Origin of the sequence: Bordetella genomosp. 13 (assembly GCF_007679965.1) — a bacterium.
Classification (GTDB): Bacteria; Pseudomonadota; Gammaproteobacteria; order Burkholderiales; family Burkholderiaceae_B; genus Bordetella.
The window spans coordinates 177,087-198,687 of the sequence record NZ_VEHL01000009.1; the positions used below are offsets into that span (position 1 = coordinate 177,087).

Sequence of the window (21,601 nt, forward strand, 5' to 3'; positions counted from 1 at the left end):
GCGGTCTCCTTCGGTGGGCCGCTGGCCGCGGCCGGCCGGGTGCCGCCGCGCTTGCGTCCGGCGGCGTGCGCCCGGGATTCCAGGCCTCCCCGAAGCCACTATCCCGCGCGCGGCGCGAAAGTTCAAGCGCGGGACATGCTGCACCGCATCGACCGCGGCGCACCCGGCGCGGCATTCAGACCCGCAGCAGCGCGGTATCCTCGTCGTCGACCACGCGGTTGCGGCCGGCCTTCTTGGCGCGGTGCAGCGCGGCATCCGCGCGCACCAGCAGGCGGCCCAGCGCGGTGTCGTTGAGGTCGGGAATCCAGGTGATGCCCACCGTGATCGTGGCGGACAGGCGGCTGCCGTCGTCCAGCACGATCTCCATGTTCTCGACCGCGGCGCGCAGGCGTTCGCCCACGCCGAGGCTTTCCTGGCGCGACACGCCGAACAGCAGCAGGCCGAATTCCTCGTCGCCCAGGCGGCCGAAGATGTCCTGCTCGCGCACCACGGCGCGTACCTGGCGCGCGAAGGCCTGCAGGATGCGGTCGCCGGCCCAGTAGCCGTACTGGTCGTCTACCTGGCGGAAACCGTCGACGCACAGCATCAGCGCGGCGGCGCTGCAGCGCGATTGCGCGTGGCCCTGCCAGGCCTGGGTGCCCCGCTTGATGAAGGCGCCGCGGGTGAGCGCGCCGCTGAGCGAATCGTGGTGCGCGGCGTGCTCCAGCTCGGCCAGCAGCCGGTTGCGCGCGGCGTTGATGCTGGCGACCGTCAGCGGCGCCAGCGCCAGCAGCGTGATGCCCAGCCGGATGGAGGTGGTAGCGTGGATGAACGAGGCCATGACCTCGCCCGTCATGTTGCGCGAGCTGTACAACTGCGCCCAGAACACCGAGCCCATGGTCAGCAGCGACACCGCGAACATCCGGTAGGTGAGGGCGCACCACAGCAGGGCGGGGATCGGGAAGAAGATCGCGCCGGGGCCGCCGATGGCCATGGCCGCCAACAGCGAGGCCGCCAGGGCCAGCGCCGGCAGGCTGCGTCCCAGCAGCGAATTGACGTCCGCCGAGCGGCGCAGCAGCGCCACGCGCCGCAGGCCGGGCCAGGTCAGCAGCACCGGCAGCACGATGATGTAGTTCGCCAGTTCGCCGATGAACCAGTACGTCAGCCCGGTGAGCGTGTCCTGCGCGTAGACGGCGGTAGTGATGCCCGCGCCGGTCAGGGCGGCCGCGGCCGAGCCGGCCGCGCAGATGCCGAACAGGTGCATCACCGAGCTGGGGCGCTGCAGGCGCTGTTCCTCGGGCTCCAGGCGCGTGAACAGCGTCCAGCCGGTGAAGACCCCGGTCAGGTTGGCCAGCGTCAGCCAGAGCGTCATTCCCAGGGCGCCGCCCATGGCCAGGTCGGCCACGACATAGCCGGCGAATCCGCCCACCCAGCCCGCCGGGCCGGCCATGCGCGGCCAGCGGATCATCATGCCCAGCATGACGGCGTTGGCCGGCCACAGCGCGGCCAGCAGCCCGGGCGGCCGGCTGACGATGCCGATCAGGCAGCAGGCGAGCAGGATGGCCGCGGCGAGCAGGGCGGAGCCGATCGCCTGAGCGAGCCTTGCGTATCCGGGGGCGGGCGCCTGGGCTTGCGCCGGGGCCGGTTCGTACATGTTCTTGCTTTCCTAGCTCGCGGACTGCGTTCGGGCCGAATGTCGCGTGATTGCGACATTCGTACCCGCTCGACGGACCGCTATTCTAGCCACGCCGGTGCCGGCCCGCCTCATTTCGATGCGGCGCGGGCCCGGCCAGCCGTCCACGGACCGGCCGGAGAAGCCTCCACCCGAGGCGCAGGAGCGTATTCTTACGGGAACCTTAGAGGTTGAATGCGCTCCATTCTCCAGCCGCCTGGCTTCTCTGCCCCATACGACAAGGAAGATTCCCATGCCTGTGACGACGTCTCCCGCTTCCCTCCACGCCAGCGCGCCGCCGCGCCGCGCCCTCTTGCTGGCTCCGCTGCTGGCCGCCGCCGCGCTGGCCTGGCTGCCCGCCGACGGCGCACGGGCCCAGTCCGCCGCGTCGACGTACGAGCCCTCGGTGGGGCAGGCCGGCAAGGACGTGGTGTGGGTGCCGACCTCGCAGGCGCTGGTCGAGCGCATGCTGGACATCGCCAAGGTCAGCAAGTCCGATTACCTGATCGATCTGGGCTCGGGCGACGGCCGCACCGTCATCACGGCGGCCAAGCGCGGCCTGACCGCGCATGGCATCGAATACAACCCCGACATGACCGAAGTGGCGCGCAAGGCCGCCGCCAAGGAAGGCGTGACCGACAAGGCCTCGTTCGCCACCGGGGACCTGTTCGAGGCCGACCTGAGCCGCGCCCAGGTCATCACCATGTTCCTGCTGCCGTCCATCAACGAGCGCCTGCGCCCGGTCCTGCTGGACCTGAAGCCGGGCACGCGCGTGGTGTCCAACACCTTCCGCATGGGCGACTGGCAGCCCGACGAGACGGCCACCGTGGAGCAGGGCTGCCAGAGCTGGTGCACGGCGCTGCTGTGGATCGTGCCCGCCAAGGTCGAGGGATCGTGGAAGCTGGGCGACCGCCAGCTGACGCTGACGCAGCAATACCAGATGCTCAGCGGCACCCTGGGCCAGACCCCCATCACCGATGCCCGCATGACGGGCAACGAGATCTCGTTCAACGCGGATGGCGTGCGCTACACCGGCACGGTGGACGGCAAGCGCATCAGCGGCAAGGGCGGTTCCCAGGGCAGCTGGACGGCCACGCGGACCTGACGGGCGGATCCGGACCGGACGCGGTCCGCCTCGTTTCGGGGCGGGTCGCCGTCCGAGCTGCCGCCCCATGCGTGGTGGCCGGGCGCGGCCCGCGCGTGCTATCCCCGCGGCGCCGCAGCCTGGTTCAGCTGGTTCTGCCGCTGGCCGCCCAGTCGCTCCAGCATCCAGCCCGGATATTCCGGCGGCAGGGCGCTGACCTCGTCCAGGCGCGCCATGTCCTCGGCGCTCAGCGCGATCTCCGTGGCGGCGATGTTGTCGTCCAGCTGGTCGATGCGTTTGGCGCCCACGATGACGCTGGTCACCACCGGGCGGTGCAGCAGCCATGCCAGCGCGATCTGCGCCACCGACACGCCGCGCGCGTCGGCGATGGCGCGCATCGCGTCGATGCAGTCATAGGCGCGCTCGGTGTTCACCGGCGGGAAGTCGAACACGGCGCGGCGGCTGCCGGCCTCGCCCGCCTGGTCGCGGCCGTACTTGCCGCTCAGCAGGCCGCCGGCCAGCGGGCTCCACACCATCAGGCCCACGCCCTCGCTTTGCAGCATGGGCCCCAGTTCACGCTCCAGGTCGCGGCCGGCGATGGTGTAGTAGGCCTGCAGCGATTCGAAGCGCGCCAGGCCCAGCCGCTGCGAGATACCCAGCGCCTTCATGATCTGCCAGGCCGCCCAGTTCGACACGCCGATGTAGCGCACGTGGCCATGGCTGACCAGGTTGTCCAGCGCGTACAGCGTTTCTTCGATGGGCGTGGCGGGATCGATGCCGTGCACCTGGTACAGGTCGATGTGGTCCAACTGCAGGCGCTTCAGGCTGGCCTTCACGCCATCCAGGATGTGATAACGGGACAGGCCGCGCGAGTTCGTGCCTTTCGTGCCCGTTTCTCCGAACACCTTGGTGGCCACGACCACGTCCTCGCGCGGCACCTTCAGGTTCTTCAGTGCCTGGCCGGTGATGACCTCGGACTGGCCCTGCGAATAGACGTCGGCCGTGTCGATGAAATTGATGCCGGCTTCCAGCGAGCGCGCGACCAGCTTGTCCGCGTCGTTCTGCTGCAGGTCGCCGATCTTGTTCCACATCTCGCCGTTGCCGCCGAACGTCATGGTGCCCAGGCACAGCTCGGAAACGAACAGGCCGGTGCTGCCGAATTTCTTGTATCGCATGGGGAAACTCCTGGAAGGCTGGGCTCGCCGCCGCGCGGAAGGGCTTCGGCGGGCACGGATCTGGGGGAAGGACGCAAAAGCCGCGTGCCGAGAGTATGCGCCCGCGGCGTGCGGCGCTGCTGCCCGATCGTGCTTCATTGCTGCCCGATTCTCCGTGCGCCGGTCGCGGCGCCGTGGGCGGTCCACGGAGGCTTGCACGATCAGGCATAAGTTCTGGACGATCAGGCAACTTTGGCGCCGGCCTGACTCGCATAATTGTTCAGCTTTAATTCAGAAAAATAGCGGCGGATGCACCGTGTCCGCCGGGGAAGGCGCAGCGCCCGCCGGGCGCAGGACGCCGGAGAAGCCGCAAGACCGCGAGTACGCCATCGAACCGAGCTGCATCCACGCCCATCAGGAGTCCAGCATGAGGACCACGCGTTCCCTGTATACCGCCTTGGCCGCCACAGCGGCCATGCTGGCCGTTTCGGCCCCCGTCCAATCCCAGAACACGGCGCAGGGCCAGCCCGCCGCCTCGGCGTCGCGCATGCCCGACGTCATCTTCGTGCCCACGCCGCAGGAGGTCGTGGACGCGATGCTCAAGGCCGCCAAGGTCGGCCCCAACGACGTGCTGTACGACCTGGGGTCGGGCAACGGCATCATCCCCGTGACGGCCGCCCGCGAGTTCGGCACGCGCGGCGTGGGCTTCGACATCGATCCCGAGCGCATCACCGAGGCCAATGCCAACGCCCGGCAGAACAAGGTGACCGACAAGGTGAAGTTCGTGCAGGCCGATCTGTTCGAACAGGACCTGTCCGAGGCCACCGTCATCAGCCTCTATCTGCTGCCGTCGCTGAACCTGAAGCTGCGTCCCAAGCTGCTGGCCCTGAAGCCGGGCACCCGCATCGTGTCGCACGCGTTCGACATGGGCGACTGGAAGCCGGACCAGACCATCAACGTCAATGGCCGCACGGTCTACTTCTGGACCGTGCCCGAACGCAAGTCGTAACGTAACGCGGCTTGGGAAGGCGGCAGGGTCTATGTAAGCTTAGTGCGCCATCATAGGTACTTGTCCAGCCGCCTGCCCGCATGTCCGCATGTCCGATTCTTCGCCCCTGAATGACATTCCCGATGCCCACGAGCCGGCATCCCTCGATTCCCCGCCCCCCGCGTTCGACGCCGGCCAGGAACGGGCCCATCTGGAGCTGGTCTGCCTGCTGCGCCGCCTGACGGGCGACCTGGAAGGCAGCATGGACACGGCCGTCGACGGCCTGGCCATCAACCGGGTCATGCATCCGCGCGGGCCCCAGCACGTCATCCAGCGCACGGCGCTGGGCATCATCGCGCAGGGCTCCAAGCGCCTGCTGGTGGGCGACGAGGTCTACGAGTACGACCCCATGCACTACATGGTGTCGTCGGTCGACCTGCCGGTGGTGGCCAAGGTCACCGCGGCCAGCGCCACGCAGCCCTACCTGGGATTGCGGCTGGAGTTCGACGCCGAGGACATCCGCGAACTGTTGCGCGACGGCGCGCTGCCGCCCGTCAGCCAGTCCAGCGCCGCCCGCGGCCTGTACGTGCAGCGTATCGGCGCCACCCTGCTGGACGCCGTGCTGCGGCTGCTGCGCCTGCTGGAGTCACCCGACGACATCCGCGTGCTGGCGCCCATGGTCAAGCGCGAGATCCTGTACCGCCTGCTGGCCAACGGGCAGGGCGCGCAGCTGCGCCAGATCGCGCTGCACGACAGCCAGACCCAGCGCATCGCCGACGCCATTCGCCTGCTGCGCGACCGCTACCGACAGCCGCTGCGCGTGGAAGACCTGGCGCGCGAGGTGCACATGAGCGTGTCCTCGTTCCACCATCACTTCAAGGCCGTCACGGCCATGAGCCCGCTGCAGTACCAGAAGCAGCTGCGCCTTCAGGAGGCGCGCCGCATCATGTTCATGGGCGGCGTGGACGTCGCCATGGCGGCCAACCTGGTGGGCTACGAAAGCGCCTCGCAGTTCAGCCGCGAATACAGCCGGCTGTTCGGCGCCTCGCCGATGCGCGACCGGCGCCGGCTGCTGGCCGACGCACGCTGACGGTTCCGGCGTCCACGCGTCATCCGGCCATGCCGGGCATGGGGGCCTCGACGGGTGGCGCCGGCACGGCTGGCGGGGCCCCGGCGGCGGCCTACGACGGCTCGCCGCCCAGCAGTCCGCGCACCTTGGCGCGCACCGGGGTGTCCGCTTCGGATTCCACGCCCAGCCGATGCGCCAGGTCGCGGCTGTCGCCGGTGCGCACGTCGATCTCGCGCGTGACCTGGCCGTTCTCATAGACGAAGGCCACGTCGGCCAGCGCCAGCACGTCGTCCGCGTCGTGCGAAATCATCAGCGCGGGAATGTTCCATTGCCGCCGCACCTCGCCCAGCTCGCGGCGCAGCGAGGCGCGCAGCATGGGGTTCAAGGCGGCGAAGGGCTCGTCCAGCAACAGCACGCGGGGTTCGCAGGCCAGCGCGCGGGCCAGCGCCACGCGCTGCTGCTGGCCGCCCGACAGCCGCACGGGGCGGCTGTCCGCCATCTCGGCCAGGCCGAAACGTTCCAGCAGGTCCTGCACGCGCGCCGCGTCAGGGTCGGACAGGCGGCGCCTGCGCCACGAGGTCAGTCCGAAGGCCACGTTCTGCCGCACCGTCAGGTGGGGAAACAGCGCGTAGTGCTGGAACAGGTAGCCGATGCGCCGCTCGCGCGGCGGCAGGTCGATGCCGCGCACCGAGTCGTACAGCGTGCGGCCATCGAGCAGCACGCGTCCGGCCGCGGGTTTCAACAGGCCGGCGATGGCCTGCAGCGTCAGCGACTTGCCGGCGCCGGACGGGCCGTACAGCGCCGCGAACGGCGCGTCGGTGGCGAACCGCACGCGCAGGTCGAAGCGCCGCGCGCCGTCCTGCAGGTGCAGTTCGAGGTCTACGTCGATCACGGCTTGCCGAACCCGTAGCGTTCCAGCACCTCGCGCGCCTGCGGGGTGGCCAGGAAGTCGGCATATTGCCTGGCCAGGTCCTTGTGCGCGCTGTCCGTGCCCACGGCGACCGGGTAGCTGACGGGCGTGTGGCCTTCGGCGGTCAGCACGATCCTGACCTTGTCCTTCATCACGGCGGCGTCGGTGCGGTACACGAAGCCGGCATCGACTTCGCCGCGGGCCACGTAGTCGAGCACCTGGCGCACGCTGTCGGCCGGCACGAACTTCGGTTCCAGCGTGGTCCACAGCCTGGCGCTTTCCAGCACCTGCTGGGTGTAGCGGCCGACCGGCACGCTGGCGACCTTGCCGATGGCGATGCGCTTGACCGTGGGGGTGTCCAGATCCTGCACCGACTTGATGGGGGCGGCATCCTGCATCGGGGTGATCAGCACCACGCTGTTGGTGGCGAAGTCGCGGCGCGTCCGCGCATCCACCAGTTTCTGTGCCACGGCCTTGTCCATGGTGGCCTGGTCCGCGCTGGCGAACACGTCGACCTGCGCGCCGCCGGCCATCTGCTGCAGCAGCGTGCCCGAGGCGCCGTAGTTGGCGCGCACGGTGGTGCCCGGCACCTTGGCCGAGAACAGCTTGTTGATCTCGTTGAAGGCGTCGGTCAGGCTGGCGGCGGCCGAGACGGTCAGTTCGGCGGCGTGGGCCGACAGGGGCAGGGCGAGGGCCAGCAGCAGGCTGGCGATACGAATGCGGCGCATGGCGGGGATTCCTTCTTTTTCGGGATCAGCGTAGGGAAAGATAGCGATTGGAGGCCACCAGGATGGCGACCGACAGCAGCGAGGTGACGGCCACCAGCAGCAGCGCCAGGTCGTCCCGACCCGCCTGCACGGCGTCGTAGATCGCCATGGACAGCGTCTGCGTGCGGCCCGGAATGGAGCCGGCGACCATCAGCGAGGCGCCGAACTCGCCCATGGCGCGGGCGAAGGCCAGCAGCGTGCCGGCCAGGATGCCCGGCCAGGCCAGGGGGAGGGTGATGCGCACGAACACCGACCACGGCGACTGGCGCAGCGTGCTGGCCGCGGATTCCATGCTGCGGTCGATGTGGGCGAAGGCCGAACTGGCGGACTTCAGCACCAGCGGCAGCGCCACCACGGCCGAGGCCACCACGGCCCCGTGCCAGCTGAAGATGAGCGTGTAGTCGAAGTGTTCACGCAGCCAGGCGCCCAGCGGGCTGCGGCGGCCGGCGGCCACCAGGATGGCGTAGCCGATGACGGTGGGCGGCAGCACCAGCGGCAGCATGCAGATGGCTTCCAGCACGCCGCTGCCGGGAAACGGCCGGCGCGCGAACAGCCAACCCAGCGCCACGCCCACGGCCAGGGCAGCAAGGGTCGCCACTGCGGCGACCTTCAGGGAGAGAATGAGCGGGAACCACTCGAAGGCGGCCAGCGTGGGAAGCGTCATGTTCGCAAGAATACAGCGAAAAACGCGCTTGTAAAGATGGATGACGAAGCGGTTTCGAACGCAGGCGGCTCAGGGAGCCAGCATGCGGGTGAGGGCGTCGATGTCGCCGGCGGCCGCGGCGCGCGCCTTGTCCTCGATGGCGCGGTAGCAGCGGATCAGCGCCAGCCCGGCGGGCGTGACCACCGTGCCGCCGCCGCGCGCGCCGCCCGCCGCGCTTTCCACCGCCGGCTGGCGCAGCGAGCGGTTCAGCTCGTCGACCAGCAGCCAGGCGCGGCGGTACGACATGCCCAGCTGCTGTGCCGCCGCCGTGATGGACTTCGCCTCGATGATGGCTTCGAGCAGCGCGATCTTGCCCGGGCCCACGGCGATGTCCGCGTCGCGGTAGACACGCATGCGGAACTGGACGCGGGGCGGATCGGAGCGGGACATGGCGGCGGAAGTGGCTGGCGTTGCAGTGATTGTGGCACTGTTGCTCGGCACGCGCTTGGCCGCGCGCCGGCATTGCCAACTTCCCGACAGCCGGGCTGTCGTAAGCTTGTCGTGTCCCCGCCGTATCGTCCCGCCATCCCGCCGAGATCCGGCCGCATCCGCGTCCCCTCCGTATCAGAGAGTCCCCACCATGCAGACCAAAGCCTACGCTGCGCAATCGTCGTCCACGCCGCTGGCGCCGTTCTCCCTCGAACGCCGCACGCCCGGTCCCCAGGACGTCGCCATCGACATCCTGTTCTGCGGCGTCTGCCACTCCGACCTGCACACCGCCCGTGGCGAATGGGCGGGTGTCATGTACCCCAGCGTGCCGGGCCACGAGATCATAGGCCGCGTCACCGCCGTGGGCAGCGCGGTATCCCGATTCAAGGAAGGCGCCATCGTCGGCGTGGGCTGCATGGTCGACAGCTGCCGCCACTGCGGCTCGTGCAGGCTGGGCCTGGAGCAGTACTGCGACGGCGAGTACGGCTTCACCGGCACGTACAACGGCGTGATGAAGGGCAACGGTACCGAGAACACCTACGGCGGCTACTCCGAGGCCATCGTGGTCGACCAGGCCTTCGTGCTGGACGTGCGCCATGCCGAGAAAGACCTCGCCGCCGCCGCGCCGCTGCTGTGCGCCGGCATCACCACGTGGTCGCCGCTGCGCCGCTGGGGCGCGGGTCCCGGCAAGCGCGTGGGCGTGGTCGGCATCGGCGGCCTGGGCCACATGGGCGTGAAGCTGGCGCATGCGCTGGGCGCGCACGTCGTGGCCTTCACCACCTCGGCCAGCAAGGCCGACGCGGCACGCGCGCTGGGCGCCGACGAGGTCGTGGTGTCCACCGACGACGCCGCCATGGCCGCGCAGGCCAACAGCCTCGATTTCATCCTGAACACCGTGGCCGCCTCGCACGACCTGGACCGCTTCCTGGCGCTCTTGAAGCTGGACGGCACCATGGCCCTGGTCGGCGTGCCGGCCGAGCCGCATCCCGCGCCCTCGGCCTTCTCGTTCATCGGCAAGCGCCGCAGCCTGGCCGGCTCGCTGATCGGCGGCATCGCCGAAACGCAGGAGATGCTGGACTTCTGCGCCGAGCACGGCATCACCTCGGACATCGAGACGATCGCCATGCAGGACATCGAGGCCGCCTACGAACGCATGCTCAAGGGCGACGTGAAGTACCGCTTCGTCATCGACATGCAGACCCTGCGCGCCAGCTGACCCTCGTCTCGCGGCGTTGCCGTGCGGCGTTGCCGCCCGCGGTCACTCGCCCGTGTCGGCCGCAAGCGCCAGCGCCACCGTCTCGGTGGTGTCGGGTTCCACGGTCAGCGCGTCGTCCATGATGCGCGCGGTCTCGATGCACAGCATGCGCTGCCACGCATCGCTGGCGAAGTCGGACAGCCGCGCCGACTTGTCTATCCACGGATTCCACACCACCGCCGAGCGCGAGTTCGACGCGGCGATCCGCAGCGTGCGGTTCCAGTCGGGATCGTGCACTTCGATGGGCCGGTCCACTTCCTGGTAGATGCGGTCCGTCTCTTCCTGGATGGCGATCTCGCCCTGCTGGCGGTGCGGCGTCCAGCCGCGCGCCGTGTCCAGGTAGGGCTTGTCCTGCAGGCCATCGATGCGGATGCGCCGGCTGTCCGACACGGCCAGGTAGGTATGCAGCGCCAGGCTGACGGTGAAGGGCTTCGAGCCCGTGTTGGTGACCGAGAAGCCCAGTTCCACCGACTTGCCGAAGCGGGCCGTCAGCGCCAGCCGGGCCGAATGCCGCCACGGCCCCAGGCCGTCGGACAGGTCCAGCAGGAACATCAGTTGCGCCCAGTCCTTGCCCGTCTCGGGCTCGGCCAGCTGCCAGTCCAGCGTGCGCACCAGGCCGTGCGAGGGTGCGTCGTCCGGCGCCTTCACGCTGTCGCGCACCGATCGCGGGTTGGCCGCGTAGACGCCGAACCAGGGCCAGCACACGGGCACGCCGCCGCGCACCGAAGCGCCCGTGCGGAACGAGGCCTGCTCCGAGAGCCAGACCAGCGGCTTGCCGCCCGTGGGCGTGTAGCTCAGCAGTTGTGCGCCCTGCGGCGCCATCAGCGCCGAACCATGCGGCGTCTCGATGCGCAGGCAGTCCAGCTCGCCCTGGCGTTCGGGGAAGATGCGTACGGGGGCAGCGGTGTTCATGGCGAGTCTCCTGTGGTGTTGCGGACAGTGTAAGACCGCCGGGCGCGGCGCTGTGTTGCAAGCCGTTCCAGGGCGGGCGTGGCACCGTGGCCGCATGCGCCCTACACTGTACGGACCACCCGCCACGGCCGCGGTGCCCGCGCAGTCTTCACGCGTGGCCAGGCCGGCCCTCCACGAGACGCCCATGAGCGAAGATCCCTTCAATCTGCAACGCTTCGTCGACGCCCAGCACGAGGTCTATCCTCGAGCGCTGGCCGAACTGGCCCGCGGCCGCAAGACCAGCCACTGGATGTGGTTCGTCTTTCCGCAGCTGCGCGGGCTGGGCCGCAGCGGCACCGCGCAGTTCTACGGCATCGGCTCGCGCGACGAGGCCTGCGCCTACCTGCGCCATCCCCTGCTGGGGGCCCGCCTGCGCGAATGCGTGCAGGCGCTGCTGGCGCTGGGCACGGCCGACCCGCACGCCATCTTCGGCTCGCCCGACGACATGAAGCTGCGGTCCAGCCTGACGCTGTTCGCGGCCATCGGACCCGGCGACGCGGGTGTCGAGGCGGCGCTGGCGCGCTTTTATCCGGAAGGCCCGGACGCGCACACGCTGCGGCTGCTGGACTAGCCGCCGCGGTCAGTCATCCGGGAACTCATCCCCCATCCACACCCGGGCTCCGGCACCGTAGCGCGCCGCGCGGTCGTTCGGGTTGCTCAGCTTGCAGCGCTTGAGCGACAGGCAGCCGCAGCCGATGCAGTGATTCAGGTCCATGTCCAGCCGCTGCAGTTCGGCGATGCGCTGCTTCACGCGGCCGCGCCACTGCCGCGACATGCGGTCCCATTGCGCCTTGGACGGCGACTTGTCGATGCTGATGCCGCTGAGCTGTTGCGCGATCTCTTCCAGCGTGTAGCCGATGCGCTGCGAGAACACGATGAAGGCGATCCGCCGCAGGCAGCCGCGCGGGAAGTAGCGCCGGCTGCTGCCCTGGCGCACCGACCGGATCAGGCCCAGCGACTCGTAGAAGCGCAGCGCGGACGCCGCCACGCCGCTGCGCGCGGCGGCCTCGCCGATGGACAGCAGCGAGGTCTCGTTCATCTCGGTAGGCGACATAGTTTTCCGTAGAGTCTTTATTGACTTGAAGTTCACTTGAACTTTTACCATGCGCCCACTCATCAACCGGGGATATCCCCGCTGCTTGCGCGGGCGCTGGCATACGGTCGGCAGGGTTCGAGGCATGGCCTAGTGCGATAGGCACATCTTGGATCTTGGCCGCACGCATCGGGCGCACCACGATGGCGGCTTTCGACCTCGACTCAGCATGCACGCGCCTCCCATGCCCGGCCCCCACGCCCTTCGCCGCCTCCATCCCTTGCCCGCCCGGCTTCTGGCGGGCGCCCTGACCCTGGCGCTGGCCGCCTGCCAGCAGCCGTCCTCCGACGCCGCGCCGCCCGTGCCCGAAGTGGGCGTCGCCGTCGTCCAGCCGCGTACCGTCCAGTTGAAGGACGAGTTCAACGGCCGCCTCGAGGCGGTCGACGCCGTGGCGCTGCGCCCGCGCGTCAGCGGCTATCTCGACCGGGTCGCCTTCAAGGAAGGCGAGGTCGTCAAGCAGGGCGACGTGCTGTTCGTCATCGACCCGCGGCCCTACCGCATCGCGCTGGATCGCGCCGTCGCCCAGCAGCAGCAGGCCCGCGCGGCGGCCAACCTGGCGCGCGTGCAGCTGACCCGCGCACAGGCGCTGATCAAGGCGCGCGCCACCTCGCAGGAAGAACTCGACAACGCGCAGGCCGCGCAGGCGCAGGCGCAGGCCTCGCTGCGCGCGGCCGACGCGGCGGTGGACGATGCCAGGCTGAACCTGGGCTACACCGAAGTGCGCGCGCCGATCGCGGGCCGCGCCGGCCGCGCGCTGCTGACCGTGGGCAACCTGGCGCGCGCCGACCAGTCGCTGCTGACCACCGTGGTCTCGCAGGACCCGCTGTACGTGTACTTCGATTACGACGAGCAGAGCTTCCTGCGCGATGCCGCCGACGGCGGCGGCCGACGCGGCGCGCACGCCTCGGTGGGCATCGCGCTGGCCAACGAGCAGGGCTTCCCGCATACGGGCGCCGTCGATTTCCTGGACAACCGGCTCGATCCCGCCACCGGCACCATCCGCGCCCGCGCGCGGCTGGCCAATCCCGGCCAGGCCTTCGTGCCCGGCCTGTACGCGCGGGTGCAGCTGGACGGTGCCGCGGCGCAGGACGCCCTGCTGGTCGACGACAAGGCCGTGTTGACCGACCAGAGCCAGAAGTACGTGTACGTGATCGGTCCCGGCGACAAGGCGCTGCGCCGCGACGTGACCGTGGGCCGCGCCGTCGACGGCCTGCGCATCGTCCAGTCGGGGCTGAAGCCGGGCGACCAGGTCGTGGTCGAGGGCTTCCAGAAGATCTTCTACCCCGGCGCGCCGGTCAAGCCGGTGGCGCTGGCAGGGCAAGCCGCCGGCGGCGACGCCGGCCAGAAGCGATAGGTCGGCACGCCATGGATTTCTCCAAGTTCTTCATCGACCGGCCGATCTTCGCCATCGTGCTGTCCATCATCCTTTTCGCGGTGGGCCTGATTGCCATTCCCGTGCTGCCCACGGGCGAGTACCCCGAGGTCGTGCCGCCCAGCGTGGTCGTGCGCGCCACCTATCCCGGCGCCAATCCCAAGGAGATCGCCGAGTCCGTCGCCGCGCCGCTCGAAGAGGCCATCAACGGCGTCGAGGGCATCATGTACATGAAGTCCGTGTCCAGCTCGGACGGCAGCCTGCAGGTGGTCGTCACGTTCCAGCCCGGCATCGATCCCGACACGGCGGCGGTGCGCGTGCAGAACCGCGTCAGCCAGTCGTTGTCGCGCCTGCCCGAAGAGGTGCGCCAGTTCGGCGTGACCACGCAGAAGCAGTCGCCCACGCCGCTGATGTACATCAGCCTGTATTCGCCGGACAACAGCCGGGGCGACCTGTACCTGCGCAACTACCTGCTGCTGCACGTGAAGGACGAGCTCTCGCGCCTGACGGGCGTGGGCGACGTCGGCCTGTACGGCTCGGGCGACTACGCCATGCGGCTGTGGCTCGATCCCAACCGCCTGGCCGCGCGCGGCCTGGCCGCGGGCGACGTGCTGCGCGCGGTGCGCGAGCAGAACGTGCAGGTCTCGGCGGGGCAGCTGGGCGCCGAGCCCAGCCCCAAGGCGGGCGACTTCCTGACGCCCATCAACGTGCGCGGCCGCCTGAAGACCATCGAGGAATTCGGCGGCATCGTGCTGAGCGCGGGCGCCGACGGCCAGGTGGTCAAGCTGTCAGACGTGGCGCGCCTGGAACTGGGCGCCGGCGACTACACCTTGCGCGCCTACTTCGACGACAGGAACTCCGCCGCGCTGGGCATCTTCCTGTCGCCGAACGCCAACTCGCTGGCCGTCGCGCGCGCCGTCTACGCCAAGCTGGACGAACTGGCGCAGCGCTTTCCCAGCGGCGTGGCGTACCGGCCGGTATGGGATCCGACGGTCTTCGTGCGCGATTCCATCAAGGCCGTGCAGCACACGCTGATCGAGGCCGTGGTGCTGGTGGTGTTCGTGGTGATCCTGTTCCTGCAGACCTGGCGCGCCTCGATCATTCCGCTGGTGGCCGTGCCGGTGTCGGTGGTGGGCACCTTCGCGTTCCTGTTGCTGCTGGGCTATTCCATCAATACGCTGACGCTGTTCGGGCTGGTGCTGGCCATCGGCATCGTGGTGGACGACGCCATCGTGGTGGTCGAGAACGTCGAGCGCAACATCGCGCGCGGCTTGAGCCCGCGCGACGCCGCGCACCAGGCCATGAAGGAAGTGTCCGGGCCCATCATCGCCATCATGCTGGTGCTGTGCGCGGTGTTCGTACCCATGGCCTTCCTGAGCGGGGTCACCGGCCAGTTCTATAAGCAGTTCGCCGTCACCATCGCCATCTCCACGGTGATCTCCACCATCAACTCGCTGACGCTGTCGCCCGCGCTGGCCGCGCGGCTGCTGCGGCCGCACGGCGCGCCGCCCGACCGCCTGTCGCGCGCCCTGGATGCGATGCTCGGCTGGCTGTTCCGGCCGTTCAACCGCTTCTTCCAGCGCAGTTCCGACGGCTACCACGGCGTGGTGGGCCGGTCGCTCAAGCGCCGCGGCCTGGTGTTTGCGGTGTATGCGGTGCTGTTGGCCGGCACGGCCTGGCTGTTCAACACGGTGCCGTCCGGTTTCATCCCCACGCAGGACAAGCTGTACCTGTTCGCGGGCGCCAAGCTGCCCGAGGGCGCCTCGCTGGCGCGCACCACCGAGGTGGTGCGGCAGATGACCCGCATGGCGCTGGAGACCGAAGGCGTCGAGATGATGGTGGGCTTCGCCGGCCTGAATGCGCTGCAGCAGACCAACACGCCCAACATCACCAACTCGTACGTCATCCTCAAGCCCTTCGGCGAACGCACGCGCAGCGCGGCCGAGATCAACGCCGAGCTCAGCGCCAAGTTCGCCACCATCAAGGGCGGCTTCGCCTATGCGCTGATGCCGCCGCCCATCGAGGGCCTGGGCAACGGCTCGGGCTACTCGCTGTACCTGGAGGATCGCGGCGGGCTGGGCTGGGGCGCGCTGCAGCAGGTCACCGACGCCTTCAAGGCCGCGGTGGCGCAGACGCCGGGCATGGGCTATCCCGTCAGTTCCTACCAGGCCAACATCCCGCAGCTGGAAGTCAACGTGGACCGCATCAAGGCCAAGGCGCAGGGCGTGTCGCTGACGGAACTGTTCCAGACCCTGCAGGTGTACCTGGGATCGAGCTACGTCAACGACTTCAACCTGTTCGGGCGCGTCTACCGCGTCATGGCGCAGGCCGACGCCGACCATCGCCAGGCCGTGGCCGACATCGGCAACCTGCGCGTGCGCAACGCGGCGGGCGAGATGGTGCCCATAGGGGCCATGGTCACCGTCACGCCCACTTTCGGCCCGGACCCGGTGATGCGCTACAACGGCTATCCCGCCGCCGATCTCATCGGCGAATCCGATGCGCGCGTGCTGTCCTCGGGGCAGACCATCGCCAGGCTGGAAGAGATCGCCCGGCAGGTGCTGCCGCCCGGCATCGTGCTGGAATGGAGTGACCTGAGCTACCAGCAGGTCACGCAGAGCAACGCGGCCTTCGTCGTGTTCCCGCTGGCGCTGATGCTGGTGTTCCTGGTGCTGGCCGCCCTGTATGAAAGCTGGACGCTGCCGCTGGCGGTGATCCTGATCGTGCCGGTGTGCATGTGCGCCGCGCTGTTCGGCGTGTGGCTGTCCGGCGGCGACAACAACGTGTTCGTGCAGGTCGGCCTGGTGGTGCTGATGGGGCTGGCTTGCAAGAACGCCATCCTTATCGTCGAGTTCGCGCGCGAGCTGGAGATGCAGGGCAAGGGCATCGTGGAGGCCGCGCTGCAGGCGTGCCATCTGCGGCTGCGGCCCATCGTCATGACGTCGGTGGCCTTCATCGCGGGCTCCGTGCCCTTGCTGCTCAGCACCGGGGCGGGCGCCGAAGTGCGCGCCGCCACCGGCGTCACCGTGTTCGGCGGCATGCTGGGCGTGACGCTGTTCGGGCTGTTCCTGACGCCGGTCTTCTACGTCGCCATCCGCAAGCTGGCGGGCACTCCGCTGGCCGGGCACCATCATGCGCCTGCCGCGCTGGAAGGAGAACAACCATGAGCGCGCGCATCGCCCGCCAGTCGATTTTGCTGGCGTCGCTGACGCTGATGCTTTCCGCCTGCGCGGTCGGCCCGGATTACCAGCGTCCCGCGTCGGCGCTGCCCGAGCGCTATGCGCGTGACGACGCGGCGGCCGCGCGCGGCAGCGCGGCCGATGACGCGCCAGCGCCGCAACGCGCCGACATCGCCTTCTGGCAGGGCTTCGGCGATCCCGTGCTCAGCGACCTGGTCGCGCAGGCCTACACGGCCAACCACGACCTGCGCATCGCCATCTCGCGCTACGACGCGGCCAGCGCCTTGCTGTCCAATGCCAGGCTGGACCGCTATCCCACCGTCACGGCCGGCGGCCAGGTGGGCCATCAGCTGCTGAGCCGCGACGAGGCCTTCGGCGCGCCGCGCGACCAACGCAGTTCGCCCACCTCCGGAATCGCGGCCAACGCCTCGTGGGAGCTCGACCTGTTCGGACGCGTGCGCCGCGGCGTCGAGGCGCAGCGCGCCGACACGGAGGCCAGCGCGGCCGACCTGCGGGCGGTGCGCGTGACCATCGCGGGCGAGGTGGGGCAAAGCTACATGCAGCTGCGCGGCGCGCAGCGGCGCCTTCAAGTGGCGCGCGACAATGCCCGCAACCAGAGGGAGACGCTGGCGCTGGTGCAGGCGCGCGTGGACGCCGGCCGCGGTTCCGACCTGGACGTGCTGCGCGCCCGCGCGCAATACGAGTCCACGGCCTCGCGCATCGCGGCGTACGAGGCCATCATCGGCGTGAACCAGCATCGGTTGGCTGTGCTGACGGGGCAACCGCCGGAAGCGTTGATCGCGCGGTTGAGTGCGGCCGACAGCGCTGCAGCCAGAGACGGCAACGCCGATCACGGGCCAGGCGGCGAGGCGTCTGCCTACAGCGGCGTTGCCGCCGCTGGTGCATCGGGCAATGGCTGGACCCGCAACGACGCGGTTGCGCCGTTGCCCATGCCGCCCGCCATCGATCCGGGCGTCCCCGGCGATCTGCTGCGCCGCCGCCCCGACATCGCCGCGGCCGAGGCTCGGCTGCACGCCGCCACGGCGCGCATCGGCGTGGCCACCGCCGGCCTGTATCCGCGCTTCACGCTGATGGGCCTCATCGGCAGCAGCACGGCCAGCTACGACGTCTTCCGCGAGGGCAGCGACCGCAACCTGATCGCGCTGGGCATCGACTGGTCTTTCCTGGACGTCGGCCGCGTGCGCGCCCGCATCGCCGCCAGCGATGCCGACGCCGCGGGCCTGCTGGCCTCGTACCAGCAGACCGTGCTGCGCGCCGCGGAAGAAACCGAGAACGCCCTGCTGACCCTGTCCCGCACGCAGGTCGAGGCCGGCCACCTGCGGCGCGCCGCCGACAGCAGCGCGCAGGCCAGCTCCGTGGCCCGCGCTCGGTTCGAGGCCGGCGCCATCGGCTTCTTCGAGGTGCTGGACATCGAGCGCAGCCGCCTGCAGGCCGAGGACGCGTCCGCCGATGCCGATACGCGCCAGGCCGTGGCGGCGGTGTCGCTGTACCGGGCGTTGGCGGGGGGATGGCTGCCGGGGACGCCGCAGGCTGTTCCGGCGCCCGCCGCCGCGGCATCGGCCACGCCGGTTGCCGACGCGTCCGCGGCGCGCTAGTCGCCGCGCCGCAAAACGCTTGCTTACGGATCTCGCCGATTGCGGCGGGATTCGTAGCGCGTTTTACGTCTGCTTGCCTCGTGCCCCGGCAGCCCCCTGTGCAGCGTCGAAATACTGACATATGGTTGAACACGCCCGTCCACGCGCGGGCGCCCCCCATGCCAGAGACCGACCCAGCGGCCCCCCGGAGGCGCAAAATGCCCGACACCCACCCCCCCATCGAACAGAAGAAAGAATCCGCCGAAGAACTGACCGAAAAGCTCCCCTCCAAGGCGGCCGCGGTCCACGAGATCATCCGCAAGGAAGGCGAGAAAGAGATGCGGCGCGACTTCTTCGCGCTGTTCTGGTCGGCCATCGCCGGCGGGCTGATCATGAGCACCTCCATGCTGGGGCGCGGCGTGCTGCAGGCCTACGTGCCCGACGTGCCCTGGGCCGTGCTGATCGAGGCTGCCGGCTACACGCTGGGCTTCATCTTCGTCATCACGGCCGGGCAGCAGCTGTTCACCGAGAACACCGTCACGCCGGTGCTACCTTTCATGTCGCAACCCACGTGGGGCAAGCTGATGCGGCTGCTGCGCCTGTGGGGCACGGTGCTGCTGGGCAACTTCCTCGGCGGCCTGATCGCCGCGTCGGTCTTCGCCTACCTGCCGATGTTCTCGCCCGAGGTGAACAAGGAATTCGTCGACATGGGACATCACCTGCTGAAGGTGCCCAACGGCCAGTCCTTCGCCACCGCGGTGCTGGCCGGCTGGCTGATCGCGCTGCTGGTGTGGATGATCCACGCGGTCGAGAACGGCCGCGTGCTGCTCATCTTCCTCGTCACCTACCTGATGGGCATCTCGGACGTCTCGCACGTCGTCGTGGGCATGATAGAGGTCACCTACCTGGTGCTGCTGGGCGAAGCCACCATCGGCGACTCGCTGCTGAACTTCGTGCTGCCCACGCTGGTCGGCAACATCGTCGGCGGCACCTTCATCTTCGCGCTGATCAGCCACGCGCAGGTGCGCGCGGACGCCAACCTGGACGTGCAGCAGAAAGAGGACGAAGAGGACCGCCTGGAAGCCAAGTTGAAGGCGAAGGAAGAGGGCCGCCTGCCGGCCGAGTCGTGAGCGGGCGCGGGTGCGCAAGCGTGGCGTCCCCACGCCCGCTGGCGCGGCTCGGGGCATGCCGGCGCGGCAGGCGCGCAATCGATCCTGCCGCCACGGCAGCCTGCCCTTACAGATCCAGATGCAGCGGTCCGCCTCCCGCGGCCGGCACCGCGCAGCAGATCAGTGCCTCGTCGTCCGGCACGTCGAATTCCGGCGTCCTGGCATAGGCCACCGAGCCCTTCACGATGCGTGTGCGGCAGGTGCCGCAATTGCCTTCCCGGCAGCCGTACTGCGGCTCCAGGCCGCGCTGCTCGGCCAGCTCCAGCAAGGAGCCGTCGCGCGGATTCCAGCGCGCTTCCTTGGCGGAGTGCAGGAACAGCACGGGCACCGATTCGGTGGCCGGCGCCGCCGCTGGCCGCGCCTTGGCCGGCGCCGCCGCATCCGCGCGCCGCGTCAGCGACGAGGCGCCGAAGGCCTCGGCATGGATGCGCGCGTCGGCCACGTTGAGCGCGCGCAGTCCGTCGTACAGCGACTGCATGAAGGCGCCCGGCCCGCACAGGTAGAAGTCGTAGTCGTCGAACGGCAGGAAGCGCCGCAGCACGTCGATGTCGATGCGGCCCATGGCGTCGAAGTCCTGCCGCGGCGCCGCCTCGCCCGGATCGCTCAGCAGCCGCACGACCTGCACCGCGCCCTTGGCCTGCTCCTTCAGCCCGGCCAGTTCGTCCGAGAAGGCGCGTTCCTGCACGTTGCGCGCGGAGTGGAAGAACCAGGTCGGCCGCATGCGCTGCTTGCGCTGGCCTTCGTAGACGACGTGGCGCAACATGGCCAGCATGGGCGTCACGCCGATGCCGGCGGCAAGCAGCACGGCGGGCCGCTTCTCCAGCGGGTCGATCGTGAATGCGCCGCCGGGCGCGCGCGTCTCGACCAGGTCGCCCACCTTCACGTGCTCGTGCAGGTGGCGCGACACCGCGCCGTCGCGCTTGACGCTGATGCGGCAGGCGCCGTCGGACGGCGCCACCGACAGGGTATAGGTCCGCACCAGCGGCTGCGCGTGGCCCGCGGGCGTCACGCGGATCGGCAGGAACTGGCCGGCCTGGTGCGGGATCAGTCCCGCGCCGTCGGCGGGTTCCAGGTGGAACGAGCGCACGGTGCTGCTCTCGTCCACGATGTTCGTCACGCGGAACGGCCGCCACTGCGTGGCCAGCGCCGCGGCGCGCAGCCGGCTGGCGGTCTCGTCCCAACTGCCGGTCAGCAGCGCGGCGGGCGAGTCGCCGTCCTCGCGGCGGTCCCAGCGCATGGGCAGCGCCTGTTCGCGGCGCAGGATCCGTTCCGGGAGGAAGCGCCACAGGCGCTCCGCGCCCTGGAACGCCGCGATTTCCGGCGAATCCAGGATCACCTCGGCGCGGCCGCTCATCTGCAGCAGCTCGCCGGTATCGAAGTCGGCGAAGGTCACGCCGGCGATCGGGTTCTGCAGGAAGTTGCCCAGCGTATTGAAGAACAGATTGCCGTTGAAGTCGGGGATGGTCATGCCGCCGTCGTCGTCCAGCCGCACGAAGCCGGCGCGGCCGCCGCGGTGCGACACGTCCACCTGGCGGCCCGCGTCGGGCAGGTCCACGTAGGAGGCCACGAAGAACGACTCGGCGCGCGCGATCAGCGTGCGGGCGCGCTGGTCCAGCGCGGCCAGGGCTTGCGGCGGCACGTCCGTCGGTTCGGCCGGATCGCGGGTGAACACGATGGCGCGCTGGTGGATGTAGCGAGGGCAGTTGCCGTAGCTGTGCACCACGTCCACATGGGAGATCCTGCCGCTTTCATGGCGCAGCAGGCCGTTCATGCGGTTGCGCCGCCGCGTGGCGAGGTCGATGCCCAGCAGGCCGACTGGCTGTCCGTCATCCAGTCCGGCGTCCGCGGGATCGGCCGGCTCGCGCGATATGCCCAGGTCCAGGCGGCGCGGATCGGGAGAGCTCGCGAAGCCGGGCTGCCCCGCCCGCAGCGTGGCCCACGCTCGGCCATCGGGCGCCACCGCGCCCAGCACCATGAACGGCACCTGCGCGAAGAACTCGCGGTGCTGGTCCGGCATGTAGTCGCGGATGAAGCGGCGACCGACGTCGTCCATCTTGGCCAGGGCGCCCGCGTGCGTCTGCATCGCGAGTTCGCCGGCGTGCCAGGGAGGCTGGATGGTCATGGCGGGACTCCAATCGAGAAGGGCAGTTGTGCCGGCCGCATCGCGCGTCGTGCGCGCGTGGCCGGGTCGCAGGTACAGGCAGGGTCGCACGCGCAAGTCAGATCACACTG

At 69.9% G+C, this 21,601-nt stretch carries 18 protein-coding genes; 9 read left to right on the forward strand and 9 right to left on the reverse strand.

The window, feature by feature from the left end:
- Window positions 1–175: 175 nt before the first annotated feature.
- The gene (locus FS845_RS20900) at window positions 176–1,633 is read right to left on the reverse strand and encodes a GGDEF domain-containing protein (protein ID WP_144638920.1); all 1,458 of its coding nucleotides are present in this window, start codon (window positions 1,631–1,633) and stop codon (window positions 176–178) included.
- 271 nt (window positions 1,634–1,904) lie between these two features.
- Between FS845_RS20900 and FS845_RS20905 the strand changes: the two genes are divergently transcribed.
- The gene (locus FS845_RS20905) at window positions 1,905–2,756 is read left to right on the forward strand and encodes an SAM-dependent methyltransferase (RefSeq protein ID WP_144638922.1); all 852 of its coding nucleotides are present in this window, start codon (window positions 1,905–1,907) and stop codon (window positions 2,754–2,756) included.
- A gap of 98 nt (window positions 2,757–2,854) precedes the next feature.
- Here FS845_RS20905 and FS845_RS20910 read toward each other — a convergent pair whose 3' ends face one another.
- Window positions 2,855–3,910 (reverse strand): aldo/keto reductase, encoded by a 1,056-nt coding sequence (locus tag FS845_RS20910; protein ID WP_144638924.1) that lies wholly within the window; start codon window positions 3,908–3,910, stop codon window positions 2,855–2,857.
- A 406-nt stretch (window positions 3,911–4,316) separates the two neighbouring features.
- On the opposite strand from FS845_RS20910, the gene FS845_RS20915 reads away from it, so the two are divergent.
- Both FS845_RS20915 and FS845_RS20920 read left to right on the forward strand, forming a co-directional pair.
- Window positions 4,317–4,898, forward strand: coding sequence for a methyltransferase domain-containing protein (locus tag FS845_RS20915; RefSeq protein ID WP_144638926.1), 582 nt, complete (start codon window positions 4,317–4,319; stop codon window positions 4,896–4,898).
- Between the two features lie 88 nt (window positions 4,899–4,986).
- Window positions 4,987–5,967, forward strand: a complete 981-nt coding sequence (locus FS845_RS20920) for an AraC family transcriptional regulator (protein ID WP_144638928.1) — start codon at window positions 4,987–4,989, stop codon at window positions 5,965–5,967.
- A gap of 91 nt (window positions 5,968–6,058) precedes the next feature.
- Here the strand turns inward: FS845_RS20920 and FS845_RS20925 are convergent, their stop codons facing one another.
- From FS845_RS20925 to FS845_RS20940, 4 genes are all read right to left on the reverse strand, one after another.
- The gene (locus FS845_RS20925; RefSeq protein WP_144638930.1) at window positions 6,059–6,838 is read right to left on the reverse strand and encodes an ABC transporter ATP-binding protein; all 780 of its coding nucleotides are present in this window, start codon (window positions 6,836–6,838) and stop codon (window positions 6,059–6,061) included.
- The gene (modA, locus tag FS845_RS20930) at window positions 6,835–7,584 is read right to left on the reverse strand and encodes a molybdate ABC transporter substrate-binding protein (protein ID WP_144638932.1); all 750 of its coding nucleotides are present in this window, start codon (window positions 7,582–7,584) and stop codon (window positions 6,835–6,837) included. Before modA ends, FS845_RS20925 begins: the two co-directional genes overlap by 4 nt.
- Window positions 7,585–7,609: 25 nt before the next feature.
- Window positions 7,610–8,287, reverse strand: coding sequence for a molybdate ABC transporter permease subunit (modB, locus tag FS845_RS20935; RefSeq protein ID WP_144638934.1), 678 nt, complete (start codon window positions 8,285–8,287; stop codon window positions 7,610–7,612).
- A gap of 69 nt (window positions 8,288–8,356) precedes the next feature.
- Window positions 8,357–8,716, reverse strand: coding sequence for a winged helix-turn-helix domain-containing protein (locus FS845_RS20940; protein ID WP_144638935.1), 360 nt, complete (start codon window positions 8,714–8,716; stop codon window positions 8,357–8,359).
- A gap of 190 nt (window positions 8,717–8,906) precedes the next feature.
- On the opposite strand from FS845_RS20940, the gene FS845_RS20945 reads away from it, so the two are divergent.
- Window positions 8,907–9,971: an NAD(P)-dependent alcohol dehydrogenase gene (locus FS845_RS20945; protein WP_144638937.1), complete on the forward strand. Its 1,065-nt coding sequence runs from the start codon at window positions 8,907–8,909 to the stop codon at window positions 9,969–9,971.
- A gap of 42 nt (window positions 9,972–10,013) precedes the next feature.
- Here the strand turns inward: FS845_RS20945 and FS845_RS20950 are convergent, their stop codons facing one another.
- Window positions 10,014–10,922, reverse strand: coding sequence for a D-hexose-6-phosphate mutarotase (locus FS845_RS20950; protein ID WP_144638939.1), 909 nt, complete (start codon window positions 10,920–10,922; stop codon window positions 10,014–10,016).
- 184 nt (window positions 10,923–11,106) lie between these two features.
- On the opposite strand from FS845_RS20950, the gene FS845_RS20955 reads away from it, so the two are divergent.
- Window positions 11,107–11,532 (forward strand): DUF1810 domain-containing protein, encoded by a 426-nt coding sequence (locus FS845_RS20955; protein ID WP_144638941.1) that lies wholly within the window; start codon window positions 11,107–11,109, stop codon window positions 11,530–11,532.
- A 9-nt stretch (window positions 11,533–11,541) separates the two neighbouring features.
- Here FS845_RS20955 and soxR read toward each other — a convergent pair whose 3' ends face one another.
- Window positions 11,542–12,015: a redox-sensitive transcriptional activator SoxR gene (gene soxR / locus FS845_RS20960; protein ID WP_144638943.1), complete on the reverse strand. Its 474-nt coding sequence runs from the start codon at window positions 12,013–12,015 to the stop codon at window positions 11,542–11,544.
- A 223-nt stretch (window positions 12,016–12,238) separates the two neighbouring features.
- On the opposite strand from soxR, the gene FS845_RS20965 reads away from it, so the two are divergent.
- From FS845_RS20965 to FS845_RS20980, 4 genes are all read left to right on the forward strand, one after another.
- Window positions 12,239–13,408, forward strand: a complete 1,170-nt coding sequence (locus FS845_RS20965; RefSeq protein WP_144638945.1) for an efflux RND transporter periplasmic adaptor subunit — start codon at window positions 12,239–12,241, stop codon at window positions 13,406–13,408.
- Window positions 13,409–13,419: 11 nt separating this feature from the next.
- Window positions 13,420–16,593 (forward strand): efflux RND transporter permease subunit, encoded by a 3,174-nt coding sequence (locus FS845_RS20970; RefSeq protein ID WP_144638947.1) that lies wholly within the window; start codon window positions 13,420–13,422, stop codon window positions 16,591–16,593.
- Window positions 16,590–18,221, forward strand: coding sequence for a TolC family protein (locus tag FS845_RS20975; protein ID WP_144638948.1), 1,632 nt, complete (start codon window positions 16,590–16,592; stop codon window positions 18,219–18,221). The genes FS845_RS20970 and FS845_RS20975 overlap by 4 nt, the downstream gene beginning before the upstream one ends.
- A gap of 197 nt (window positions 18,222–18,418) precedes the next feature.
- Window positions 18,419–19,330, forward strand: a complete 912-nt coding sequence (locus FS845_RS20980) for a formate/nitrite transporter family protein (RefSeq protein WP_144638950.1) — start codon at window positions 18,419–18,421, stop codon at window positions 19,328–19,330.
- 106 nt (window positions 19,331–19,436) lie between these two features.
- Here the strand turns inward: FS845_RS20980 and FS845_RS20985 are convergent, their stop codons facing one another.
- The gene (locus FS845_RS20985) at window positions 19,437–21,491 is read right to left on the reverse strand and encodes a pyridoxamine 5'-phosphate oxidase family protein (protein ID WP_144638951.1); all 2,055 of its coding nucleotides are present in this window, start codon (window positions 21,489–21,491) and stop codon (window positions 19,437–19,439) included.
- Window positions 21,492–21,601: the final 110 nt, after the last annotated feature.